Below are 21,229 nucleotides of genomic sequence, written 5' to 3'. Positions count from 1 at the left end.
AAGAGCACAACTCGGTATCAGCCGCGCGTTTCGACGGGCGGAAAGGTCACGCTCGCCCTACGATCTGTCGGTATTGCCCTGTTTGAAGAGCTGTTGAATCGGTCAGAGACACCCGCTTGCTTCGGAGGCTACTGATGGTCACGCAGAACCCGTTCGTGCAGTACGGCAAAGAGATCTGGTGGATGATCCTGATCCGCGGAATCTTCGGCGTGATCTTCGGAATCATCGCACTCGTGTGGCCGGGAATCACCGTGGTGGCCTTGGTTTTCCTGTTCGGCATCTACTCCGTTGCCGACGGCTTGATCACGATCGTTCGGGCCATCAGGGACCGTGAACACCTGAGTTCGTGGGGATGGTGGGTATTCACCGGCGTCGTTTCGGTGGGCGCCGGTATCGTCGCGCTGGTCTGGCCCGGCATCACTGCGCTGGTCCTGCTGTACATAATTGCCTTCTACGCCATCATGTTCGGAATCTTCGGAATTGTCGGCGCCTTCAAGATGAAGGCGCTGCCCGGATCCAGTTGGGGTTGGTTGCTCGCCGCATCGGTGCTCGCGGTCATTTTCGGCATCATTCTCCTCATCGCGCCAGGCGAGGGCATCATCAGCCTCATCTGGTTGTTGGGTTGGTACGCAATCTTGTTCGGCCTCTTCATGATCGTGGGTGCATTCCAGATCAGGAGCCGGGCAAAGGAAGCCGGTGTTCTCTAAGAAGGGAAAGCCGGCCGTCGCGGCTCCCGCTCCGATCCCCACGCTGTCCGGCAGTGAGAACTGGTCGATCCCTCGTGGTTTGATCGTCCTCCTGGGTCTCGCGGCCACCGTGGTCACCGTCGGTGGAATGAAGGTGTTCGGCGGCATCCTCGGACCGGTGTTCCTTGCGCTGGTGCTGACGATTGCCGTTCAGCCCATTCAGGATTGGTCGCAGCGACGTGGGTGGCCCAAGTGGGTCGGAATGCTCGGCTCACTGGTCACCGTGTACCTGATTCTGCTCGGGTTGGCGGCGTCGTTGATCGTGTCGACAGCCCAGTTGGCGACGATCCTGCCGCAGTACTCCGAGGAGATGACCAATCTCCTCAACGAGGGCCGCGACAAGTTGGCCGACTTCGGAGTGAGCACGGAACAGATTCAAAGCACGCTCAGCAGTATCGATCTCACGAAGGTGGTGGGCGTACTCGAAAGCGGACTGGAGGGCCTGCTCGGCATTCTGTCGGATCTGGTGTTCATCCTCGCGCTGTTGCTGTTCATGGCCTTCGACGGCATGAGCATCCGCTCGCGTTTGCACGTGCTGTCCGAGCAACGTCCCGAAATCTCCTACGCGCTCTCCACCTTTGCCGCCGGAACCCGCAAGTACCTGGTTGTCTCGACGGTATTCGGCCTCATCGTTGCGGTACTCGACGGTGGCGCGCTGTGGCTCATGGGCATTCAGCTACCCGTTCTGTGGGCATTGCTGTCCTTCATCACCAACTACATCCCCAACATCGGGTTCGTCATCGGCGTGATTCCGCCGGCGCTACTGGGACTCCTGCAGGGCGGGCCGTGGCTGATGCTGTGGGTGATCGTCGTCTACTCCGTTATCAACTTCGTCATCCAGTCCATCATTCAACCCAAGTTCGTCGGTGACGCCGTCGGGCTGTCGGTGACGATGACGTTCCTCTCACTTGTCTTCTGGTCGTGGGTTCTCGGGGCGCTCGGAGCGCTGCTGGCGATCCCGCTCTCGTTGTTGGTGAAGGCCGTCCTGCTCGACATCGACCCGGCCACACGCTGGGCGGATATTCTGATCAGTGGGCCTCGGGACATGCCGAAGGAGGAACCCGAGGAGCCCGAAAAGCCGGCAACGCCCGCACACTAGGGCTCTCAGTGTTTCTACAAGTTGTTGCTTTATCGTCTCGCCCATGAGCGCCGAGAACACCACCGAAAACTCCCACCGCCGGCCGTCACGCCTCGGTCGACGGCTGGCGGTGGGCGGTGTGGCCGCGATCGTCGCGGCTGCGGTGGCGGGGATCGGGTTCGTGATCTTCGCGGGCGGTGCCGACACCTCGAACACCGTCGCGATCGTGAACGCCGACACGGGAACCACGCTCGACGGCAAGGAACTTCGGGCGGGCGAGACGCTGGTGGACACCCTGGGCAAGAACGAAGATTTCGACTTCCAGGTGGTCGACAACCCCGACGGCAACTACTTCGCGACGTTGACGGTGCCGGAAGACTTCAGCGAAACCGTCGCGTCGATGTTCGGCATGGATCCACGGCAGGCGAGCGTCGACCTCGAGGTGAAGGGCTCGGATCCGGAGAAGTCGGCCGAGCTGACTCGGGCCGTATCGGCGCAGGTCGGCGCGGACGGCATCAAGGGGCTGCTGGCTCAGACGTCGGCGGCCCGACGCTCGATCGATCAAAACCTCACCACCGCACAGATTCTGGTCGCCGGAACTAACGAGGCCGGAAAGTCCATCGATCAGGTGAAAGCAGGCGCAGGCACTCTGCTGCCTTACCTCGAGACCGCACGGTCTGGGGCGTTGGAGCTGATGAGCGTCGCGGATCAGGTGTCCGGCGTTGTCGATCAGGCGTCGGGATCGGCGGAAGAGCTGGCCACGCGCGCGGACTCACTGGGCCTGACGCTGGGGGAGGCGTCGTCGCAAACCGCGGAACTGAAGACACGAATCGACACGCTGCAGACTGCGCTGAACGGCCTTCCGATCCCGCCTGACGTGACAGCGCAACTGGCCGGTGTGAGTTCGGATCTCGGTGCGCTGAATGCGCAATTGGGCACCGTTCCGGCGCTGTTGGGTGGCTCCGTCGGACCCGATACGGAGCTCGGTGATCTAGTCCGCACCGCTGTCGGGCAGCTGCAGGGAGCAAGCGATCAACTGAGCAGTGCTGCCGGACAGTTGAACGACGGCCTCATCCCGATCGCCGATCAGGCGCCGCAGATGCTCGGTGACGTGACCGATCAGATCACCCAGGGATTCACGACGCTGCAAGGGATCGCCAAGTCATTGGTCACGGGCCTCGACGGGGCGAAATCCGGTATTCCCGCGATGACTACTCCGCAGCAGGTTCAGCTGACCTCGGTGCTGTCGGATCCGGTGGCTGTGAATCAGACCAGCGCGAGCAGCGGTGACTCCGGAACTCGCACACTGGCATTGGTCTTCGGAGCGACGACGGTTCTGCTCGGTGGTGCTTTGCTGACACGAACGGCGGCGCCCCTGGTGAGGCGCCGCCGTTCGCAAGAATAACGTGACTAGACGATCAGACCTGCGGTCTGGGTACGTGCACGGTCGAAGCGAGCCGAAACGTCGTTCCAGTTGACGATGTTCCAGAATGCCTTGACGTAGTCGCCCTTGACGTTCTGGTAATCGAGGTAGAAAGCGTGCTCCCACATGTCGAGGAGCAGCAGCGGCGTGAGGCCGATGGAGATGTTGCCCTGCTGATCGTAGAGCTGGACGATGATCAGACGCTGTCCGATCGAGTCCCACGCGAGGATGGACCAGCCGGAGCCCTGGATGGCGTTGGCGTTCGCGGAGAAGTGAGCGCGGAAGAGATCGAACGAACCGAAGTTGTCGTCGATCGCTGCGGCGAGTTCGCCTTCGGGCTTGTCGCCACCGTCAGCGCTGAGGTTGTTCCAGAAAACGGTGTGGTTGGTGTGGCCACCGAGGTGGAACGCCAGGTTCTTCTCGAGCAGGTTGGCCTGCGCTGCGATGGTGTCGTTCTCACGAGCCTCGGCCAGCTTCTCGAGTGCAGCGTTGGCACCGGCAACGTAAGCCGCGTGGTGCTTGTCGTGATGCAGCTCCATGATCTTGCCCGAGATGTGCGGCTCGAGGGCTGCGTAGTCGTAGGGGAGTTCCGGCAGCGTGTAAACAGACACGAGGGTCCCTTCTTTGCGGGCTGGTGAGCCCTGGTGCTTTAGAGTGCGTCGATCACCGGTCACGGCGTGACGTCACTCGCGTATGTGCAAATCATTCTTCGGGTTTCCACCCAATAACATTCGTACACCGTCCGCAACAGTCCGGCTCAGGTAGTAATCACCAAAGAATAAAGTTCGGGAAACCGAACTCAGTCCAATCTAAGGGTAAGCTAATATGCGCAAATTCGTCGTAAAGGTGAACGGAACCTTAAACTTGCGCGATGCCCGCACCAGTTTTCCTCCCGGAATCACCAGAGGCGGCCGCGCCTCGGGTGAATCTTCCGGGCGCTGACCTGCTGCGAGCCCTGGCGGTTGCCGCCGTGATCTACTCCCACATCTCTTTCTACGTCATCGACGATCTCGGCTCGGGTTGGTGGGTGATCGACGTCGTCTACGGCGTTTTGATCGAGCCGGCCGAACTCAACCAACATCTCTCTTTTGTCGGCGTCGCGGTATTCATGATGCTCACAGGTGCTCTGGTGACGCGGTCCGCGATTCGCGACGGTCCCGGAAAGTTCTTGACCAACCGATTCAGTCGACTGCTGCCCGCATTCTGGGTGGCAACCGCGATTGCCATTCTTCTGGTCCGCCTCGGAATCAACGGAATGTTCAGCGGTCAGGAAGGTATTTCCGATACCGAAGCGTTGATGAGCTTTTTTCTCGGCGGATTCTTTCTCAAGCCCGAGGTGGCAGTTCTCGGAGTGACCTGGACGCTCACCGTCCAATTCCTCTTCTATCTCGCTTGCGTCGCGGCTCGACCGATACTGCGCCTGCGCCCGATCGTCATGCCGCTCGCCGGTGGTGCGCTCTGCTCACTGGTTCTGCTCTACAACGTCTACGCGCCGTTGCCGTACACCGTGCCGATGCTGTCCAAGATCGCCGCGACGCTGCCTGCCGTCTTCCTCGGCCAGATCATGTACCTCGCATGGGCGAAGCTCGCTCCCGGCCGCTGGCTGATCGTCGCCGTCCTCGTCCAGATGCACGTCATCATCGTGGCGACCCAGTTCCGCGTGTACTGGGCCGGCGAGCACTATCTGTGGACCATCTCGGTAGTCGCCGCAGCGGTTGTCCTCATCGGCCGCTACGACGGCGTCCCGACGCGTTGGCCGGTCGTGACGTGGCTCTCGACGCGCAGTTACGTCATCTATCTCGTGCACACGCTGATCCTGTACCGCGTCGTCGAGAACACTGTTCTATACGTCGGACCGACGCTGGCGTTTGCATTATTCCTTCTGGCCACGGCCGCGGTAGCAGAAATCGGCTACCGGTGGGTGGAACTGCCCGGCGCCCGCGCGATCACGGCGTGGCGAAACAGTCGCTCGCGCGTAGCATCGAAGCATGAGCTGGTACGACGACATTCTGGGACGAGCGTCCGCAAAATCCACGCTGATCGCGCCTGAGGACGCTCTCCCCGGGCGAGAGCAGAAAATGCCGGTACCTACCGCGCACTACGTCAACGGGCATCCGTTGACGCCGCCGTTTCCGGCCGAACTGCAGACCGTCGTCGTCGGCTTGGGTTGTTTCTGGGGTGCCGAGAAGGAGTTCTGGCAGCTTCCCGGTGTGTACACGACTGCTGCGGGTTACGCGGGCGGCTTCACTCCCAATCCGACGTACGAAGAGACGTGCTCCGGCCGTACCGGTCACACCGAAGTGGTGCTGGTGGTCTTCGATCCCGCAGTGATCTCGTACGAGCAGATCCTGGCGCACTTCTGGGAGAACCACGATCCGACGCAGGGGATGCGTCAGGGTAACGACCAGGGCTCGCAGTACCGGTCGGCAATCTTCACGACGTCCGCGGAGCAGGAAGAAATCGCTCATGCGTCGGCTGTCGCTTTCGGGGAACGACTTGCCGAAGCCGGATACGGCGCGATCACCACCGAAATCGGTCCGCTGCGCGACTTCTTCTACGCGGAGGATTACCACCAGCAATATCTGGCGAAGAATCCCGGCGGTTACTGCCCGGTGCATGCCACCGGCGTCAGTTGCCCGGTCGGATTGCTCCGTCAGGACCAGGTCCCGGCGCAGACGGACATCCTTCCGCCGAGCGAATAACTGGAACAGGTGTTGGAGGACACATGTGATTCAGCTCGTTAACACTTGCAACTAGATCGAAACAAAGGGAATCTCGATGTAAGAGTGTGTCGTCGAGAGAACTGAGCTCATAATGTCAGGTAGTACGCGAGGAACTGCGTCGCTGCTCCGACGCACCATTCATGTAGGCCACGATCCGATGGTTCGCCGCAGTGATCGGATCGAAGGATTCATGTCCTTCGGTCTGATCATTTTCGCGATTCTTCTGCTGCCTATCGCAGTATGGGCGGGCGCTGCGACGGCCTCGAGCCAGAACGCACTGATCGCCAAACAATCCGCCGAATTGCACAGCATCACGGCGACGACGACCGCAGATTCGACGCAGACCACCGCATCGACAGCCGATTACATTGCGCCGACCACCGAAATGGCCAGCGCGCAGTGGAACTGGAACGGTCAGGTTCACACGGGTGACATCACCGTCGACTCCACGACGCCGGCCGGTACCGAGATCTCTATCTACGTCAACGACAAGGGCGACAAGACCGTAGCGCCGATCACTCAGAGCGCTGCCGACGTCGCAGCCGTGGTGACCGGGGTTTTCACCTGGTTCAGCGTGATGTCCTTGCTGGTCATCGCGTTCATGCTGGTGCGGGTATTTCTCGACCGGTCCCGCTCGGCCCAGTGGGACCGAGACCTACGCGCGTTCCTCGACGCGAACGCGCTGTAGATCCCGGCCCATTTCTCACTGCAGTTGGGGCATGACCTCGCTTGCGACGAGTTCGAGATGATCCAGGTCGGCGAGATCGAGAGTCTGCAGATACACACGCTGTGAACCGGCCTCGGCGAAAGTGCCGATCTTGTCGACCAGCTCCGAAGGCGTTCCGGCCAGACCGTTCTCACGTAGCTCGTCCACGTCGCGTCCGATAGCCTCGGCGCGCTTCTTGATCTCCGCCTCGTCGCGGCCACAGCACAGGACGAGAGCGTTGGAGTACACCAATTCGTTCGGATCACGCTCGATGTCGACGCAAGCCTGACGTACCCGCGCAAAGATGGCCTTCGTTTCCTCGAGGGACTTGAACGGGATGTTGAACTCGTTCGCGAACCGAGCGGCGAGCGCCGGAGTCTTCTTCTTGCCCGTGCCACCGATCAGGATCGGCGGACCGTCGACCTGGTGCGGTTTGGGAAGCGCGGGAGAGTTCTTGATCTGCACGTGCTTACCGTCGTAATCGAACGTCTCGCCCACCGGCGTACGCCACAGGCCGGTCACGACGTCGAGAGTTTCCTCGAGCAGTTCGAAGCGATCCTTGAGCGCCGGGAACGGGATGCCGTACGCCTGGTGCTCTTCCTCGTACCAGCCGGCACCGATGCCGAGGTCCACGCGGCCACCACTCATCTGATCGACCTGTGCGACCGAGATGGCCAGCGGACCGGCGTGACGGAACGTAGCCGACGTCACCAGAGTGCCGAGGCGGATGGTGGACGTTTCGCGGGCGATTCCGGCGAGCGTGATCCATGCGTCGGTGGGTCCGGGAAGGCCGTCGGAATTCATGGCGAGATAGTGGTCCGAGCGGAAAAATGCGCCGTAGCCGAGTTTTTCGGCGGTCTGGGCAACAGTCAGTAGTTGTTCGTAGGTAGCGCCCTGCTGGGGTTCGGTGAATATACGCAGCTCCATGACTTCTACTCTGCCACTATTTCACTGGGTCGGGACGACGGCACCGACTTGTCCGGCGCCGAAACACAGGGTCAGTCCCGGCGTTGTCGGCGTGATCTTCACGCTGTTTCCGTGGCCGACCAGGCGCACGAATGCCGAGTGCAAACCCTGCGTCACGGGTACGGATACTGCGTCGCCGGCTTCCAACGCAACATCGATCGTTCCGTCGGCGCTCGCGAGGTAATTGAGCTGAACCGTCCATTCCCAGCCGGCCAAGGGACCGTCGAGGGGTAGTTCGGTCGGGCCTTCGGCGCGGGTGCCGCAGTTCGGTGTCGTCCCTTCGAGAATCCTTCTCGTCCAGGTCACTTCGGCATCGACGATCTGGCCACTGTCGTCGATGGTGCGCAGAATCGGAGTGCTGGAAGAGAATTCGGGGCGATCAGGCAGCGGCGCGAAAACGTTGCTTGCCAAATTGTTCGGAAAGGCGACGGGAAGGAGCACCTGGATCGCGACGGGTTGCTCGAGCAGTGGAGCATCCTGATTCTGTGACAACGACATTCGCGCATTCGCGAGGTAGTCGCGAGTCGGGTTCTCGCGCCAGATGTCGACGAACGTGACGGTCGAGACGAGCGAACTGACAACGAAGAGCGCCGACAACCCAGCGGCGACTGCGACGGGTATCCGAGACGGACGCCGCCGAGGCGCAGCGAGTATCAGGGTGGCGGCGAGGGCGAACACCGTCGCTGAATCCGTGAAGTAACGCAAGGTCTGCGCCAACTCGTAGGTGGTGTCGGCGTCGGATCGGGTAGCGGTCATCGCCACCACGGAGGCCAGGAAGTACAGAGTGGCGGAGGCCCAGATCCAGGCAGCGCCGCGTCGGGCACGCACTGTCATCACGACCGTCGTCAGCAGCAAGGCCCAGGCCGCGACTACCAAGGCCGTCGGTGGATCGGCCCAGGCGGGGCTGGGGATCCACCGCTCCCAGCGCCAGGGGCCGCCGAGAAGAGTGGGAAGCATCCCCAAAGACGTGCCGTGATGCAGCAGTTCGGTGGACATGGAACGGCCGTATCCGGTGATCGGTGATTCGACAGTGGTCAGATACACCGGAATCCAGATCGCGAGCACGGCGGCGCAGGCCGTCCACAGGCGTCGGCACTTCTTGATCGCACTTCGTATCGGCGTTCCTTCACCTTGTGTGCGTAAGTACAGCACCAGGAAAGCGAGTGCCACGAACGGAACGAGCACCGCCTTCTCGAAGAACAGCAAGGAGACGACAAAAACCGCGGTGCCCGAGAACACGTAGCGCACATGCCCGGTGCGGTACAGCTTGATTGCGTCGCCGCATGCCCAGGCCAGCGCGATCTGGAGCGGCAACGCATTGAGCGCGGCTGCCCACCACGAGAACGCCGGAAGCGTCAGCGGGACGAAGAGATACAGCACCAGCGGAATCAACAGCGCCGGTCGCCAACCAAGGACCAACCGAAGAGTGCGCAGAAGCGCTAACGACGCTGCGGCCTGACCGATGACGAGCAGTGCCGCCGACAGCGCCCAGTTGTACGGCGCGATGCGGGTGATCAACCCGGTGAAGAAGAAGGCCGCGGGCATGAAGTGACCGTCGTGGTCGTAGAGCAGGAGTTCGCTCGAGAAGAGAGGGAAGCGTCCTGCGCGGCCCATCAGGATGAGGTCGTCCCAGTAGAAGTAATTGCTCGTGGCAACCCAGGCACGAATGACGAGCTGACATCCGATCAACACGAACGCGAGTTGCGCTACCCGTTTCGGGGTGAACGTCAGAGTTGGCTCGGGCTGTGGAGAAGTCATCGACGGCCATGCTTCCAGGTGTGTCAAAACAGGTCTTCGGCAAAAAGGGGATAACGGTCTTTTCTGTCTTTTCGGGAGCAATTTCTGAATGCATTGTGAACTTTGCCGGGATAAAATGACGCCGGCGCCCAAAAGTTCACTGACCTGCGGTGTCAAATTCATCCTCGAGCCTGTGCATCGTTCGCTAACACCTGTCAGCAAATTCTCAGGGTCTTGCCCGTGACCTGTGGATAAAGCCCGTTTCATTCATCCAGAACTGTGGATGAACCTGTGGAAACTGTGGATAACTCGAGTTTTTAAGTGGTGGAGGTCACATTATTCGAACAATGCAGGTGAACGGGGTGGAGGTTCGATCACAAATCGGGAGTGAATCCATTTGCTGCCGTTACCGATACGGCGTGACAGAATCGAAGTTGTGAGTGTCGTTCAGGTCTGCGCCCGATGCGCCGCGCGCTGGCCCGTCCTCGGCGGCCCAACGCTGCGCAACGGAGTCGGCGGCCCGACTCAGTGGTGCCCGCGCTGCAGCGGCGTCCTGCTGATCCCCACCCGCACCGAGATCTACCAACCGCCCAACCGTCGTGGCTTCCGCTGGATCGCGCGCTCCCCGTCCGATCCACGCGGAGTGGGGGACGCACCAGTGCGTCGTAACCTCGCCACGCCGCGATACGACGCCGTCCCGCAGTGGGGACTCCACGACGTCGTCGACACCGCACCGGTGCCGCCCTCGCGTGCGGACCGCATGGCCGACCGAGTCGGGCCGCTGCTGACGCTCGCGACCATCTTCTACGGACTGGCTGTGTTCGCCGAACTGGGCAGATACGCGATCCTGGTGCGTAACCGCACCACGCTGATCCCGCAGTGGCTGCTCACGGTCTCCGACGCTGCCGTCTACTTCACTCAGCTGGGTGGACTGCTGATCTCCGTCTTCGCGGCAATCGCCGCTGTGTGCTGGCTGCTTCGTCGGCGTCGTGAACACTTCGCGGGTGCCCGTGAATCCGATCCACGCACAGCGTCGGAAGTGGTCGTCGGCTGCGCTGTGCCGATCCTCAACCTGGTGATGCCGGCCGTTTATGTCCTCGAGTTGGTCCGCCGCGATCCGCGCGGAACTCTGCTTGTGAAGATCTGGTGGGGCTTCTGGGGATTCAGCGCTCTGTTGCTGGTGGTCAACGCGTACTGGCGATCACGTCCGGGTATTCAGGCAATGGCCGACGGGGTACTGCTGAACGCCTTCATCGCACTGGTCGCTGCCGTCACCGCGGCGTTGACGCTCGTCGTGATTCGCCGGATCGAGCGCAAGAGCTGGCGCGGCGAACCCGAATCGGAAACCCGATGGGTGCCAGTGCCGCGCTCGGTGCTGGAAGAAAAGTCGGTGCTGGAAGAGAAGGAGACCGCTGCCCTGTGAGTCCAGATCGTCGCGGTCCACTCGTCGTTGCGCACCGAGGTGCGTCGGCTGCGCTGCCCGAGCACACCCTCGCCGCGTACGAATTGGCACTGGAGGAGGGCGCCGACGGGCTCGAATGCGACGTCCGGCTCACCCGCGACGGACACCTGGTCTGCGTTCACGATCGCAAGGTCGACCGAACCTCCAGCGGCACGGGGATCGTCAGCGAGATGACGCTCGACTCGCTGAACGCTCTGGACTACGGGTCGACGAGCGAACCGGCCGAACTGCTGACTCTCTCCGACCTCATCACCCTCGCCTTGGATTTCGCGCGGCCGGTGAAGCTGTTCATCGAGACCAAGCACCCCGTACGGTTCGGCGGCTTGGTCGAAGCAAAACTTCTCGCGGAATTGCACCGCTTCGGGATCGCGTCGCCGCCGTCGGCCGACCACTCTCGCGCTGTCGTCATGTCTTTCTCGGCTACTGCCGTCTGGCGAGTGCGTCGTTCGGCGCCGCTGCTGCCGACGGTCCTGCTCGGTGACGCGTCGCGGTACCTCGGCGGTGGTGCGTCGACGGCTGTCGGCGCCACGGCGATCGGGCCGTCGATCAAGGCGCTGCGTGAACATCCCGATCTGGTCGATCGAGCTGCCGCGGCGGGGCGCGCGACGTACTGCTGGACCGTCGACGACAAGGCGGATGTGGACCTGTGTCGTGAGCTCGGGGTCAGTTGGGTCGCAACCAACCATCCCGGGCGCACGAAGCAATGGCTGGGCAGCGTGTAGATTTTGCCCTCGTGGCCAAGAAGAGCAAAAGAAACAGTGGACCGAAGCAGGGCAGCGCACGCGCAGAGAAGCTGGCGGCACGCCAAGCAGAGCGTGAAGCCGCTGCCGGCGCAGTGAACCGCCCGTTCGAGGGCCTTGCCGCCGAGTGCGATCTGGTCGCGCTGCGCGAATTCGTTCCGTCCGCCACGGCTCCGTTGCCGGTCATCGGCTCCGACCGTCCCGTCACGTTGGCGACGGTCCTCCCCGGCGCTGTTGCCGCACTCGTTCGCGACGAGGGCGAGACGGCCACCGGATTTGTCGGTGTGCAGGTTCAGGCGCACTCTGCCGACCTCGGCGCAGACCTCGCGGCTTCGGTGAACTGGATCAAGGACGCAGCCCCCGGCGACGCGCTTTCTGCCGCGAACCCCGATTCCGAGACACCCGCAGTCACCGCGGTTGTCGATCCCTCGGCTCTGCTCGACATCACGGTGCACCAGGACTTCAACTGGTGGATCCCCGAGGGCGTCGAAACCGATCCCGAGGTTGCCGCCACCGTGCAGCACGCCAACTCGGCGATCATGCCGTCTGCACGCCTCGAAGGTGACGGCCTCGTTGCCGCGTGGTGGGTCGACGCCGGCGAGAAGGCGCACCTGCGTTGGGTTCGCCCCGAGAGCGAAGACGATCTGATGCTCGCGCTGGCGCGCGTGCACGCGACCGGTGGGCTGCACCTGGGTGAGGGCTCGCGCTACGCAGGCTCGTTCCGTACCCACGGCCTGTTGGTCCCGGTCTTCGACCTTGACCGCGAAAAGCATGCAAACGAGTGGGTAGCGGCAACCGTCGAGCTCGGTGAGCGTCTTGCCGAGGCGCTGGCCGTCGACGCTCCGCTGAACTCGGCCGAGTTGCGCTCGCGCGACGGCCTGCGCGGACGCCAGGTCACGCTGCGCTGATTTTTTCGCCAGAACTATAGGCGTTACGCAAAGTTACGGTTAATGTTGGCGGCATGACTTTGTCGCACGACATCTCCGGTAGCGGTCCCACGCTTGTGCTCGTCCATGGCATCGTCCATCGACGGCAGGCGTGGGATTCGCTTGTGGACCAGCTGACGCCGTACCGCCGCGTCGTCACTGTCGACCTGCCGGGTCACGGAGAGTCGCTGCTGCCCGAACTCGGCCCGGATGTCATGGGACAGCTGATCGACGATGTGAGCGAGTTCGTCAAGGAGGTGACTCCGGCGGGGGAGCGCGCCCACGTCGCCGGAAACTCACTCGGCGGATGGATTGCACTCTCGCTGGCAGCGCGCGGTGACGTCGCGTCGGCTACAGCTCTTTCGCCGGCGGGGTTCTTTGTCAATCACCTCGATCAGGTGCGTGCGATCAACACGTTCCGTGCACTGCGCGGCACGGCCAAGCTCATGGGTGATGGTCTGCCACGCGCATTGCGGTACAAGCTGATTCGCTATCCGGCGCTCGCCGCATTCTTCGCTCATCCGAGTCACGTCGGTTATGCGGCGGCGTTGGCCGACTGCCGTTCGCTCGTGTCCAACGAACTCGTCGATCTCGGTCTCGAGATGGACTTCGTGCTGCCGCCCATCGTGGATCCCACTGTGCCGGTGACGGTTGCGTGGGGTCGACGCGATCTCATTCTGCCCGTGTATCAAGCGCAGCGCGTGAAAAAGCCGTTCCCGCAGGCGAAGTTGATGGTTTTGCCCGGCCTGGGGCACGTACCGATGACAGATGCCCCCGAGCTGATCAGTTCGATCCTGCTGGCAGGAAGCGAACCGTTCGGCTCGAGGGCGAAATCTGTGAGTGCTGCAGGCTAGATGGTTCCGCCCGCTGCGTTCGGCGCACCAGTGGTGTCACCGACGGTGCTCATCTCGCGGGAAACGAAATCTTCGAGGTCGAACAGGTTGGCGCCTGCGCGGTCCGCGATGGTGAGAAGTGTTGTCATGCTTGCAACTTCCTCGACCTGTTCCTTGAGGAACCACTGCATGAACTGCTCGCCGAGGTAGTCGCCTTCTTCGCGGGCGGTGCTCGCGAGCTGGACGATCTGCTCGGTGACCGTCTTCTCCTGCGTCAGCGCGAGAGCGATGGGCTCACGAGCATCCTTGAAGTCGGCCTTCGCAGCGTCGACGCCGGTGAGTTCGACGTTGATGTCGCGATCGAGGAAATACTGAACGATCATCATGGCGTGGTTACGCTCTTCTACAGCCTGCTTGTAGAAGTGCTTTGCCAGCTGTGGCAGATCAGCATTGTCGAAGTAAACCGCTGTCGCGATGTACTGATGCGAAGCGTTGAACTCGTTGCGAATCTGGTCTCGGAGTAGTGCGTGGAATTTGGTCATGTGAGTCTCCCCAGAAGTCATGAATTCCAAGATAGTGCAGGTCAGGGGCCCTGTCACCCCAGTCTGACCTTATTGTGGTAAGCGTTCCCAAACTAAAGAAGACCTAATTTCTCTTCGAATTCGGTGCGGTTATCCATTGGTGTGAAATCGAATGTTTCATTGAGAAATATCCTTTTCACCAGGCGAGTTCCGCGCATTTACCGTCACTTCCCTGTAGTTCCACCTGGACGGTGGCATGCCCCAGTTCGAAATCCTCGGCCAGCAAGGTTTGGGTGGCCGCGAGCACGGTAGTGGGATCGGCGTCACTGACCGCGGTGACGTGAACGGAAGCAACTTCCATCCCCGAGGTGAGTGTCCAGACGTGCAGATCGTGTGCGTCGAGGACTCCCGGGAGTGCGTTGATCTTCTCGATGATCGAGGTGACGTCGATGCGATCGGGAGCCTGCTGGAGCAAGATGCGGACGGCATGGCGGCCCAGGTTGAAGGCACGTGGCAAGACGAAAAGTCCGATGGCGACGCCGATGACGGGGTCGGCGTAGCGCCAACCGAACGCGAGCGTGACCAAGCCGCTGACCAGGACGCCGATGGATCCGACCATGTCTGCCATGACCTCGAGGTAGGCGCCGCGGATGTTGATGCTTTCCTTCGCGCCGCTGCGGAGCATCAGGAAGGCGATGACGTTCATCGCCAAACCGACGACGGCGACTATCGCGACGGGCAGGCCTGGGACTTCGGGCGGATCCGAGAAGCGGCTGGCCGCCTCGTAGAGCACCCACCCGGCGACTGCGAAGAGCAGGATCGCATTGGCCAGTGCCGCAAACACTTCCGTGCGATACATGCCGAAAGTTCGGTCGGGGCGCCGCGCCGCACGCTGTGCGACGAGGATTGCGGCGAGCGCCATGAAGATGCCGAAGATGTCGGTGAAAACATGCGCCGAGTCCGAGAGCAGTGCCAGCGACGAGGTGAAGAGGCCGACCGTCACCTGCAGCACGAACGTCACCAACCCGAGGCCGGCGGCGATCCACAGTTTGTTGACATGCTTGCCGCTGTTGCTGGTCGCAGCTTCGGCGGGGGAGATTCCGTGCCCGTGTCCGTGTGACATCGAAGGTCCTTTCGTCGACGTCAGCCTAGACACATATGAATATATGCGCAATAGTGCATGTCTTAAAAACTATGCAACATAGTTGTAAGGTTGCGGCGTAGACCTTCATTTGCCATCGACGCGAGGACCGAGAAGTGGGAAGACATCGAAAATCCGAGCCGATCAGACCCGGCGGGCGCATGGCTGCGGTTTCCGTGGCGACGGGCGCAATCCTCGCGTCTGGCACATCGATCGGGCACGCGTCGCCGCCGCCGGTTGCAGTCGAGGATGCATCTGCAGTGTCGGTGCCGGAGATTCTCGACCTTGTCCGGACGACGGATCTTGCCGGGATAGCCGAACAACTCGGTAAGACGAGACAACTCGAATCCGAGCGGGCGGTGTTCGAGGCCGAAAAGCCACAGGTGATGGCCCCCGTCAGCGGGACGATGACGTCCAACTTCGGTCCACGCTGGGGAACTACCCACTACGGTCTCGACATCGCGAACGCGATCGGTACGCCCATCGTTTCGGCGACCGACGGTGTCGTGCTCGAATCCGGACCCGCCGCGGGGTTCGGGCTCTGGGTCCGCATCCAGCAGGACGACGGGACCGTCGGCGTCTACGGACATATCAACGAGGCGCTCGTGGTCGCCGGTCAGAAGGTGCGGGCGGGTGAACTGATCGCGACCGTCGGCAATCGTGGACAATCGACGGGACCACACCTGCACTACGAGGTGTGGCAATCTGACGGGCAGAAGACTGATCCGCTCGCGTATCTGAATTCCCGGGGCGTGTCGTTCGGGGAGAAGACCGCGGGCGACTGAAGTTCTGTCACGACGCGATGGAGGAGCAATGCAGGGGCTGGGCGGACTCGAAGCCGAGGTCATGGATGTGCTCTGGCAGTCCGACGACGCGCTCTCGGTCAAGGATCTGGTCGAGATCTTGGGTGAGCGCCGACAACTCGCGTACACCACCATCCTGACCGTCGTGACTCATCTCTACGACAAGGGGTGGGTGAGTCGTGAGAAGAAGAGTCGCGCCTACTTCTATCGGCCGAGTCGCAGTCGTGAAGAAGCCACGTCCAGGGCTTTGCGCGAATTGTTGGACAGCAGCTCCGATTCCGCTGCCGTGCTGCTGCACTTCGCCAAGACCATGACGGACGCCGAGAACGAGGCCCTGCGCCGGGGTCTTTCCGGGGAAGGTGCGCAATGACATTGGCGTTGCCGATGCTTCTCGGTGCGGTGTTCGTGGGATTCCTGGTTCCGAGAGTGCTGCGAGCGGTCTCCTCGGCGTTGTCACCGACAGTGCTGCTCGCGGCATGGCTCGGCAGTATGGCGTCGGCGCTGTATCTCGCTCTCTCCGCGGTCTTGGTCCTGGTGTGGCCGAGCCACGCGCCGGTCGAGGGCCTGGTCGACGGTATCGCTAGGTGTTTCAGCGCCTTCGCGCACGGCACGAGCTCGTGGGTGGGTGAACTGATCGCCGGCACAGCCGTTGGCGTGGTCGGTTCGATCGGTGTTCGGATCGTGCTCGCCGGACGTAAACAAGCGCGTGAGCACGCGAGGGTCCGGGATTTCCATCGTGATGTTCTCTCGATCGTCGCGCGCCGCGACAACTCGGAGTCCGACGTGTTGTGGTTGGATCATCCGCTGCCGATGGCCTACAGTGTCGCCGGAAAGCCTGGATTTGTTGTTGCGACACAAGGCTTGTCATCCGCTCTTACCGGGGGCGAGCGTGACGCGGTCCTCGCGCACGAGCGTGCGCACCTGAGCGGCGGTCATCACCGAATCGTCGGTGCGTGTGAAGTCTTGGCCGCTGTTCTGCCACGCGTGCCGTTGTTCGCGGCGGCGCCCGCTGCCGTCGGTGCGATCGTGGAACTGTCGGCCGACCGGCACGCTGCCCGCGTCACCAGTCCGGCTGCAGTGCGTTCCGCCCTTGCCGTGGTGTCGAAATCGCCGCTTCCTCAGCCGGACTGGAGTTTGGGCGATCGCGGCGGTGCGACCGCGGTGCGATTGCGTTCCCTCGACAACGGCGAGGTGGCGTCGCCCCGGCGACTGACCTGCGCCGTGGCGGCGTGTGTGCCGGCCGCTGTCACGACGGCCGTTGCCGCAGCCGTGACGGTGGCCGTCTCCGCGGGTATCTGCGCTGTTCTGACCTGATCATTCTCCCAAAGCCGAGTCGATCTGGGCTTTCAGATCTTCGTAGGTCGGCATCTGGTCCAGCTTCACGTCGTTGAGAAAGAGGGTCGGCGTGCCCTGGACGCCGAGGCGTCGACCTTCCTCGAAGTCGCGCTCGACCCGCTCGCGGACTCCGCGGCTGCTGAGGTCGGATTCGAATCGGGTCATGTCCAGGCCGAGATCTTGTGCGTAGGAGCGGAACAGTGCCTCCTGCGATTCGGCGGATTCACCCCACTGCGACTGAGTCTCGTACATCCGTTGATACATCTCGACGAACTTGCCCTGGCGAGACGCGGATTCGACGACCTGCGCCGCGAGAGCGCTGTTGGTGTGACTCGGAATCGGAAAGTATCTGATGCCGAAGGTGATTCGATCCTCGTACTCGGCTCTGATTCGCTCCATCGTCGGGTACAGCGCGCGGCAGGCTTCGCATTCGAAGTCGAGGAACTCGACAAGATTCACCTTGCCGTCGGCGGCCGAGGTCAACCGGTACGCGTCGTCGGTGAGGACGGCGGTGGATTGTGCCGCCCGATCGGTGCTCTCGTTGTCCGCCCTGATCGGATCGATGGTGATGAACGTGATCAGTGCTACCGCGAACACCGCGATCGGGGCGGCGGATATCTTCATACTTCTGGACACTGCTGTGCACCTGGACCTTCCGTCGAATTCCTAAATACTATCCAACATAGTAGTTAGGTGTAGAGTCGACGGTACCCGCATGGAGACGAAGGAGGGCCCGCTGGTGAAGCGTTCGTGAATGACACGCCGCCGCCGTCGATCGGGCAGATGCTGGAGTGGGATACTTCGGCCCTCCCGCTTCTTCCTGTGCTGGGAGTTGTTCTTGCACTCTGGTATTGGACCGGGGCTCAGCGAGTTCGCGCGAGTGGGCGACCATGGCCGTGGCATCGGACAGCGTGTTTCCTGGGTGGATGCCTGCTGCTGATCGCGGTAACCGGACTGAAGGTCGAGAGCTACGGCTACGAACTCTTCAGCGTCTGGATGTTCCAACACCTGACGCTCTCGATGGCGATCCCGCCGCTCTGGGTACTGGGCTCGCCGGGACTGCTGCTACTGCGTTCGACGCCGCACCGAGGGATAGGGAGAGGCGTTCTTGCGCTTGCCCTCTCGGCATTGCGTAGCCCGCCGGCGCGGTGGATGCTGCACCCCGGGTTCACGATCCCGGTATTTCTGTTCAGTTACTACGGGATCTACCTGTCGCCGATCTTCGACACCGTCTCGGCGTTACCGGCCGGACACGTCTCGCTCGAGATCTTCTTTCTCGCCAGCGGTCTGCTCTTCATCATGCCGGTGCTCGCCACCGGCCCACTGCCGGTGCGACAGAGCTACCTCGGCCGGTGTTTCGACCTGTTCGTGGAGATGCCGCTGCACGTGTTCATCGGCGTCGTACTCATGATGGCGACAAAGCCGCTGCTGACCACGTTCGTGGATCCGCCTCCGGAGTGGGGCGTGGACGTGATGCAGGACCAGCAGTTGGCCGGAGCCCTCGCGTGGTCGTACGGTGAGCCCGTCGCGCTGGTGGTGGTCGTGATCTTCGCGATGCGCTGGAACCGCGACGACAAACGGATGAATGCCGCCTTGGACCGTCGCGCCGAGATCGACGGCGACAGTGATCTGGAGGCGTACAACAATTTCCTCAGATCACTGAGCGCCGTCGAGCGGCCAGAGACTCGGTAGCCCGGTAGCCCGGTGGTCCTCAGACGCCGACGCCGCCGGCGGGCGTCGGCGCCATTGCGTCGGCAGCGGCCGGGGTGTTCATCTCGCGTGCGACAAACGTTTCGAGGTGGAAGAGGTTGTCGCCGGCGCGGTCGACGATGGTGAGAAGTGTTGTCATGCTTGCAACTTCCTCGACCTGCTCCTTGAGGAACCACTGCATGAACTGCTCACCCAGGTAGTCGCCGGTATCGCGCGCGGTGCGCGCCAACTGCGTGATCTGCTCGGTGACCGTCTTCTCCTGCTCGAGCGCCAGTTCGACCGGTGCCCGGACACTGTCGAACTTCGTCACGACGTCGTCGATGCCGGGCACGTCCACGTCGAGGTCGTTGTCGAGCAGGTACTGGATCATCATCATCGCGTGACCGCGCTCCTCGGTGGCCTGGCTGTAGAAGCGCGCGGCCATCTGCGGAAGATCGTGAGCATCGAAGTACACCGCTACCGCGATGTACTGCTGTGATGCAGTGAACTCGTTACGGATCTGCTGACGCAGCAGAGTGGTGAATTCGCTCGAGTTCTTCGCCTGTGTCATCCCAACAGGTTACTGGGTCGTCGCCGCTGAGCGGGAGCTACTTCTTGTCGAGCTGATCGATGATGAAGCCGAGAGTTTCCGGTCGGTACCCGTAGACGAACGAGTCCGTTTCGCCGACGTACCAGTCGCCGCACTGGAACGAGCTGCTCTTCTCGACCCCCGCCGGCCACCACTGTGCGGACAGCGACGCCGGACGAGCTTCGACAGCAGGTAGTGCTGTGCAGACGTTGTGATCTATCTCTGCGATGTTCGCAGTCATGCGCAGGATACGTTCGTTGCCGGTGGTGCGGATGACCTCGTCGATACCCGTCGCGCCGGCGGGAACCCAACTCGGCAGTGTGTCGATTCCGTTGGATGTCCGTGCAAAAGAGAAGGTTTCGGTCTTCTTGTATGCCTTGGAATCGTCGAACTTGTCGAAGGTTGCGGAGCAGGACGTTGCCAGTAGTGCCGCTCCGGCCGAGGCGGCGATGACGGCGACAGTGCGGAATCGGCGGTGCGCTTTATTCATACCTTCACGGTATTTTTCGGCCGCAGCTTTCGCGTCCTGCCGGAAAGCGATTTGTTCGCTCGGCCCGTCCTCCCGGGGTACTACCGAAACTCAGGGCGATCACCCGGTGGTGATCAGATCCTGCGGAATCTGCTGATCGTCGGCCAGGGCGTCGAAGAACTGCGAAGCGCGCGCCTTGTCCCACAACAACACGTTGCCCGACCCGTCCACGTCCTCGAAACCGGCGACCGGAACCGTCGTGGTGGTCATCCCGCCGCGAAGCGCCCAGGCGAGTGAGGCCAGATTCCAGATGTGATCGCCCTCGTCGACCTGCAGGGACTTTGCGGTATCGGAGACGAGCGGCCACAACCGGAACGGATTGAGGAATGTACTCGGACTTGTCGCCTTCGACAGCAACGCCGACATGAACTGGCGCTGGTTGTTCATGCGGTCGAGGTCGGCGAGTGCCGTCGCTCGAGTTCGCACGAACCCGAGTGCGTCCGAACCCTTCAAGTCCTGGCATCCGGCGGGGAGGTTGATCCCGGCCAGCGGATCGTCGATCGGCTGTGCGAGGCACACGTTGACGCCACCGACGGCGTCGACGATGCCGGCGAACCCGCTGAATCCGATCTCGGCGTAGTGGTCGATGCGAAGTCCCGTTGCTTCCTCGACGGTCTGCACCAACAAGGGGGCACCACCGAAAGCGAAGGCGGCGTTGATCTTGTCGGAGCCGTAGCCGGGAATCGGAACGTACGAGTCGCGGGGGATGCTGACCATGGTCGTCTTCCCACTCTTGGGGACGTGGACCAGGATGACCGTGTCAGTGCGCTTGGGGCCGGTGTCACCGCCCGTCGCGAGAGCTTGCTCCTGCTCGGGGGTGAGCCCCTCCCGACTGTCGGAGCCGACGATCAACCAGTTCGTGCCCGGAGTATCGGCGACGCGTCCCGCGTAGTCGGGCAGCGCGTCGATTCGATTGAGCGAACTGTCGACGTAATAGATCGCACCGGCCAGCGCGAGCAGCAACACCAACAACGTGATGCCGATACGTTTACCCCAGCTACGACGCTTACGCGGGCGTCGCTGCTTCGGGGGTTCAGGCGGGCGCGGTGGGGCATTCGGCGGGGTTCGACGCGGCGGCGCGGGTGCGTACTTGGCCTGGCGCTGCGGATCCCGACGGCGGGGGTCGTCCTGGAACGGCTGCGGGCGTTGGGTCGGCGCCCAGTCCTCACGCCTGGGTTGCTGCGGCGCTTGTGGTGGGACCTGTGACCAGGCCTGATTGGCCGGATTCTGCTGCGGTGGACGTCCGTCGCGGCGAATGACCGTCGGCCCCTCCGGCGGCATC

The 21,229-nt window shown here is 62.4% G+C and carries 23 protein-coding genes; 14 read left to right on the top strand and 9 right to left on the bottom strand.

Annotated features, from left to right (window positions below; genetic code table 11):
* Positions 1-134: 134 nt before the first annotated feature.
* From G8767_RS12075 to G8767_RS12065, 3 genes are read left to right on the top strand one after another with little or no spacing between them, the layout of a single operon-like run.
* Positions 135-707 carry an HdeD family acid-resistance protein gene (locus tag G8767_RS12075; protein WP_095969444.1) on the top strand — a complete coding sequence of 191 codons (573 nt, stop codon included), beginning with the start codon at positions 135-137 and terminating at the stop codon, positions 705-707.
* Positions 697-1,845, top strand: a complete 1,149-nt coding sequence (locus G8767_RS12070; RefSeq protein ID WP_095969445.1) for an AI-2E family transporter — start codon at positions 697-699, stop codon at positions 1,843-1,845. Before G8767_RS12075 ends, G8767_RS12070 begins: the two co-directional genes overlap by 11 nt.
* A 43-nt stretch (positions 1,846-1,888) precedes the next feature.
* Positions 1,889-3,229, top strand: coding sequence for a hypothetical protein (locus G8767_RS12065; protein ID WP_166810273.1), 1,341 nt, complete (start codon positions 1,889-1,891; stop codon positions 3,227-3,229).
* Between the two features lie 5 nt (positions 3,230-3,234).
* On the opposite strand, the gene G8767_RS12060 is transcribed toward G8767_RS12065, so the two are convergent.
* Positions 3,235-3,858, bottom strand: coding sequence for a superoxide dismutase (locus G8767_RS12060; RefSeq protein ID WP_003944189.1), 624 nt, complete (start codon positions 3,856-3,858; stop codon positions 3,235-3,237).
* 260 nt (positions 3,859-4,118) lie between these two features.
* Here G8767_RS12060 and G8767_RS12055 point away from each other — a divergent pair, with 260 nt between their 5' ends.
* The 3 genes from G8767_RS12055 (at position 4,119) to G8767_RS12045 (ending at position 6,658) form a co-directional block, all read left to right on the top strand.
* Positions 4,119-5,297, top strand: coding sequence for an acyltransferase (locus G8767_RS12055; protein WP_166810272.1), 1,179 nt, complete (start codon positions 4,119-4,121; stop codon positions 5,295-5,297).
* Positions 5,236-5,949 (top strand): peptide-methionine (S)-S-oxide reductase MsrA, encoded by a 714-nt coding sequence (msrA, locus tag G8767_RS12050; RefSeq protein WP_166810271.1) that lies wholly within the window; start codon positions 5,236-5,238, stop codon positions 5,947-5,949. Before G8767_RS12055 ends, msrA begins: the two co-directional genes overlap by 62 nt.
* 112 nt (positions 5,950-6,061) lie before the next feature.
* On the top strand, positions 6,062-6,658 hold the full coding sequence (locus G8767_RS12045) for a hypothetical protein (protein WP_235171010.1): 597 nt from the start codon (positions 6,062-6,064) through the stop codon (positions 6,656-6,658).
* A 15-nt stretch (positions 6,659-6,673) separates the two neighbouring features.
* Here G8767_RS12045 and G8767_RS12040 read toward each other — a convergent pair whose 3' ends face one another.
* Both G8767_RS12040 and G8767_RS12035 read right to left on the bottom strand, forming a co-directional pair.
* Positions 6,674-7,603 (bottom strand): LLM class F420-dependent oxidoreductase, encoded by a 930-nt coding sequence (locus tag G8767_RS12040; protein ID WP_166810270.1) that lies wholly within the window; start codon positions 7,601-7,603, stop codon positions 6,674-6,676.
* Positions 7,604-7,624: 21 nt separating this feature from the next.
* Positions 7,625-9,400 (bottom strand): hypothetical protein, encoded by a 1,776-nt coding sequence (locus tag G8767_RS12035; RefSeq protein WP_166810269.1) that lies wholly within the window; start codon positions 9,398-9,400, stop codon positions 7,625-7,627.
* A gap of 415 nt (positions 9,401-9,815) precedes the next feature.
* Here G8767_RS12035 and G8767_RS35785 point away from each other — a divergent pair, with 415 nt between their 5' ends.
* From G8767_RS35785 to G8767_RS12015, 4 genes are read left to right on the top strand one after another with little or no spacing between them, the layout of a single operon-like run.
* Positions 9,816-10,802, top strand: a complete 987-nt coding sequence (locus G8767_RS35785) for a DUF4328 domain-containing protein (protein ID WP_166810268.1) — start codon at positions 9,816-9,818, stop codon at positions 10,800-10,802.
* Entirely contained in the window at positions 10,799-11,563 is a 765-nt protein-coding gene (locus G8767_RS12025; protein ID WP_095969452.1) for a glycerophosphodiester phosphodiesterase, read from the top strand. The genes G8767_RS35785 and G8767_RS12025 overlap by 4 nt, the downstream gene beginning before the upstream one ends.
* 11 nt (positions 11,564-11,574) lie before the next feature.
* Positions 11,575-12,489 (top strand): DUF5926 family protein, encoded by a 915-nt coding sequence (locus G8767_RS12020; RefSeq protein ID WP_166810267.1) that lies wholly within the window; start codon positions 11,575-11,577, stop codon positions 12,487-12,489.
* A gap of 53 nt (positions 12,490-12,542) precedes the next feature.
* Positions 12,543-13,361: an alpha/beta fold hydrolase gene (locus G8767_RS12015; RefSeq protein WP_095969454.1), complete on the top strand. Its 819-nt coding sequence runs from the start codon at positions 12,543-12,545 to the stop codon at positions 13,359-13,361.
* On the opposite strand, the gene G8767_RS12010 is transcribed toward G8767_RS12015, so the two are convergent.
* Together G8767_RS12010 and G8767_RS12005 are read right to left on the bottom strand one after the other, a co-directional pair.
* Positions 13,358-13,903: a ferritin gene (locus tag G8767_RS12010; protein ID WP_024487904.1), complete on the bottom strand. Its 546-nt coding sequence runs from the start codon at positions 13,901-13,903 to the stop codon at positions 13,358-13,360. The genes G8767_RS12015 and G8767_RS12010 overlap by 4 nt on opposite strands.
* Before the next feature lie 154 nt (positions 13,904-14,057).
* The gene (locus G8767_RS12005) at positions 14,058-14,984 is read right to left on the bottom strand and encodes a cation diffusion facilitator family transporter (RefSeq protein ID WP_095969455.1); all 927 of its coding nucleotides are present in this window, start codon (positions 14,982-14,984) and stop codon (positions 14,058-14,060) included.
* 179 nt (positions 14,985-15,163) lie between these two features.
* Between G8767_RS12005 and G8767_RS12000 the strand changes: the two genes are divergently transcribed.
* From G8767_RS12000 to G8767_RS11990, 3 genes are read left to right on the top strand one after another with little or no spacing between them, the layout of a single operon-like run.
* Complete coding sequence (locus G8767_RS12000; protein ID WP_095969456.1) at positions 15,164-15,787, top strand: M23 family metallopeptidase; 624 nt, start codon at positions 15,164-15,166, stop codon at positions 15,785-15,787.
* Between the two features lie 28 nt (positions 15,788-15,815).
* A complete protein-coding gene (locus G8767_RS11995; protein ID WP_019746375.1) occupies positions 15,816-16,175 on the top strand; it encodes a BlaI/MecI/CopY family transcriptional regulator in 360 nt (119 codons plus the stop codon).
* On the top strand, positions 16,172-17,119 hold the full coding sequence (locus tag G8767_RS11990) for a M56 family metallopeptidase (RefSeq protein ID WP_166810266.1): 948 nt from the start codon (positions 16,172-16,174) through the stop codon (positions 17,117-17,119). The genes G8767_RS11995 and G8767_RS11990 overlap by 4 nt, the downstream gene beginning before the upstream one ends.
* On the opposite strand, the gene G8767_RS11985 is transcribed toward G8767_RS11990, so the two are convergent.
* Positions 17,120-17,764: a thioredoxin domain-containing protein gene (locus tag G8767_RS11985; protein WP_166810435.1), complete on the bottom strand. Its 645-nt coding sequence runs from the start codon at positions 17,762-17,764 to the stop codon at positions 17,120-17,122.
* Positions 17,765-17,890: 126 nt separating this feature from the next.
* Here G8767_RS11985 and G8767_RS11980 point away from each other — a divergent pair, with 126 nt between their 5' ends.
* Positions 17,891-18,832: a cytochrome c oxidase assembly protein gene (locus G8767_RS11980; protein WP_166810265.1), complete on the top strand. Its 942-nt coding sequence runs from the start codon at positions 17,891-17,893 to the stop codon at positions 18,830-18,832.
* Between the two features lie 19 nt (positions 18,833-18,851).
* Here the strand turns inward: G8767_RS11980 and G8767_RS11975 are convergent, their stop codons facing one another.
* The 3 genes from G8767_RS11975 to G8767_RS11965 all read right to left on the bottom strand — a co-directional run bounded on the left by G8767_RS11975 (position 18,852) and on the right by G8767_RS11965 (position 21,228).
* Positions 18,852-19,400, bottom strand: coding sequence for a ferritin (locus G8767_RS11975; protein ID WP_095969459.1), 549 nt, complete (start codon positions 19,398-19,400; stop codon positions 18,852-18,854).
* A 37-nt stretch (positions 19,401-19,437) separates the two neighbouring features.
* Positions 19,438-19,908 (bottom strand): hypothetical protein, encoded by a 471-nt coding sequence (locus G8767_RS11970; protein WP_166810264.1) that lies wholly within the window; start codon positions 19,906-19,908, stop codon positions 19,438-19,440.
* A 99-nt stretch (positions 19,909-20,007) separates the two neighbouring features.
* Entirely contained in the window at positions 20,008-21,228 is a 1,221-nt protein-coding gene (locus tag G8767_RS11965; protein ID WP_172436508.1) for an LCP family protein, read from the bottom strand.
* Between the last annotated feature and the right edge of the window lies 1 nt (position 21,229).

Source organism: Rhodococcus sp. IC4_135 (genome assembly GCF_011602025.1).
GTDB classification, from domain to species: Bacteria; Actinomycetota; Actinomycetes; order Mycobacteriales; family Mycobacteriaceae; genus Rhodococcus_F; species Rhodococcus_F baikonurensis.
Note: the sequence above shows the minus strand (reverse complement) of the source record. Positions and strands in the feature narration are given on the sequence as shown.

Excerpts from the sequence above, each read along its gene's own strand:
- G8767_RS12075 (WP_095969444.1), top strand. The coding sequence starts at position 135 with ATGGTCACGCAGAACCCGTTCGTGCAGTACGGCAAAGAGATCTGGTGG.
- G8767_RS12065 (WP_166810273.1), top strand. The coding sequence starts at position 1,889 with ATGAGCGCCGAGAACACCACCGAAAACTCCCACCGCCGGCCGTCACGC.
- G8767_RS12055 (WP_166810272.1), top strand. The coding sequence starts at position 4,119 with ATGCCCGCACCAGTTTTCCTCCCGGAATCACCAGAGGCGGCCGCGCCT.
- msrA (WP_166810271.1), top strand. The coding sequence starts at position 5,236 with ATGAGCTGGTACGACGACATTCTGGGACGAGCGTCCGCAAAATCCACG.
- G8767_RS12045 (WP_235171010.1), top strand. The coding sequence starts at position 6,062 with ATGTCAGGTAGTACGCGAGGAACTGCGTCGCTGCTCCGACGCACCATT.
- G8767_RS12040 (WP_166810270.1), bottom strand. The coding sequence starts at position 7,603 with ATGGAGCTGCGTATATTCACCGAACCCCAGCAGGGCGCTACCTACGAA.
- G8767_RS12035 (WP_166810269.1), bottom strand. The coding sequence starts at position 9,400 with ATGACTTCTCCACAGCCCGAGCCAACTCTGACGTTCACCCCGAAACGG.
- G8767_RS12015 (WP_095969454.1), top strand. The coding sequence starts at position 12,543 with ATGACTTTGTCGCACGACATCTCCGGTAGCGGTCCCACGCTTGTGCTC.
- G8767_RS12010 (WP_024487904.1), bottom strand. The coding sequence starts at position 13,903 with ATGACTTCTGGGGAGACTCACATGACCAAATTCCACGCACTACTCCGA.
- G8767_RS12005 (WP_095969455.1), bottom strand. The coding sequence starts at position 14,984 with ATGTCACACGGACACGGGCACGGAATCTCCCCCGCCGAAGCTGCGACC.
- G8767_RS12000 (WP_095969456.1), top strand. The coding sequence starts at position 15,164 with ATGGCTGCGGTTTCCGTGGCGACGGGCGCAATCCTCGCGTCTGGCACA.
- G8767_RS11995 (WP_019746375.1), top strand. The coding sequence starts at position 15,816 with ATGCAGGGGCTGGGCGGACTCGAAGCCGAGGTCATGGATGTGCTCTGG.
- G8767_RS11990 (WP_166810266.1), top strand. The coding sequence starts at position 16,172 with ATGACATTGGCGTTGCCGATGCTTCTCGGTGCGGTGTTCGTGGGATTC.
- G8767_RS11985 (WP_166810435.1), bottom strand. The coding sequence starts at position 17,764 with ATGAAGATATCCGCCGCCCCGATCGCGGTGTTCGCGGTAGCACTGATC.
- G8767_RS11975 (WP_095969459.1), bottom strand. The coding sequence starts at position 19,400 with ATGACACAGGCGAAGAACTCGAGCGAATTCACCACTCTGCTGCGTCAG.
- G8767_RS11970 (WP_166810264.1), bottom strand. The coding sequence starts at position 19,908 with ATGAATAAAGCGCACCGCCGATTCCGCACTGTCGCCGTCATCGCCGCC.
- G8767_RS11965 (WP_172436508.1), bottom strand. The coding sequence starts at position 21,228 with ATGCCGCCGGAGGGGCCGACGGTCATTCGCCGCGACGGACGTCCACCG.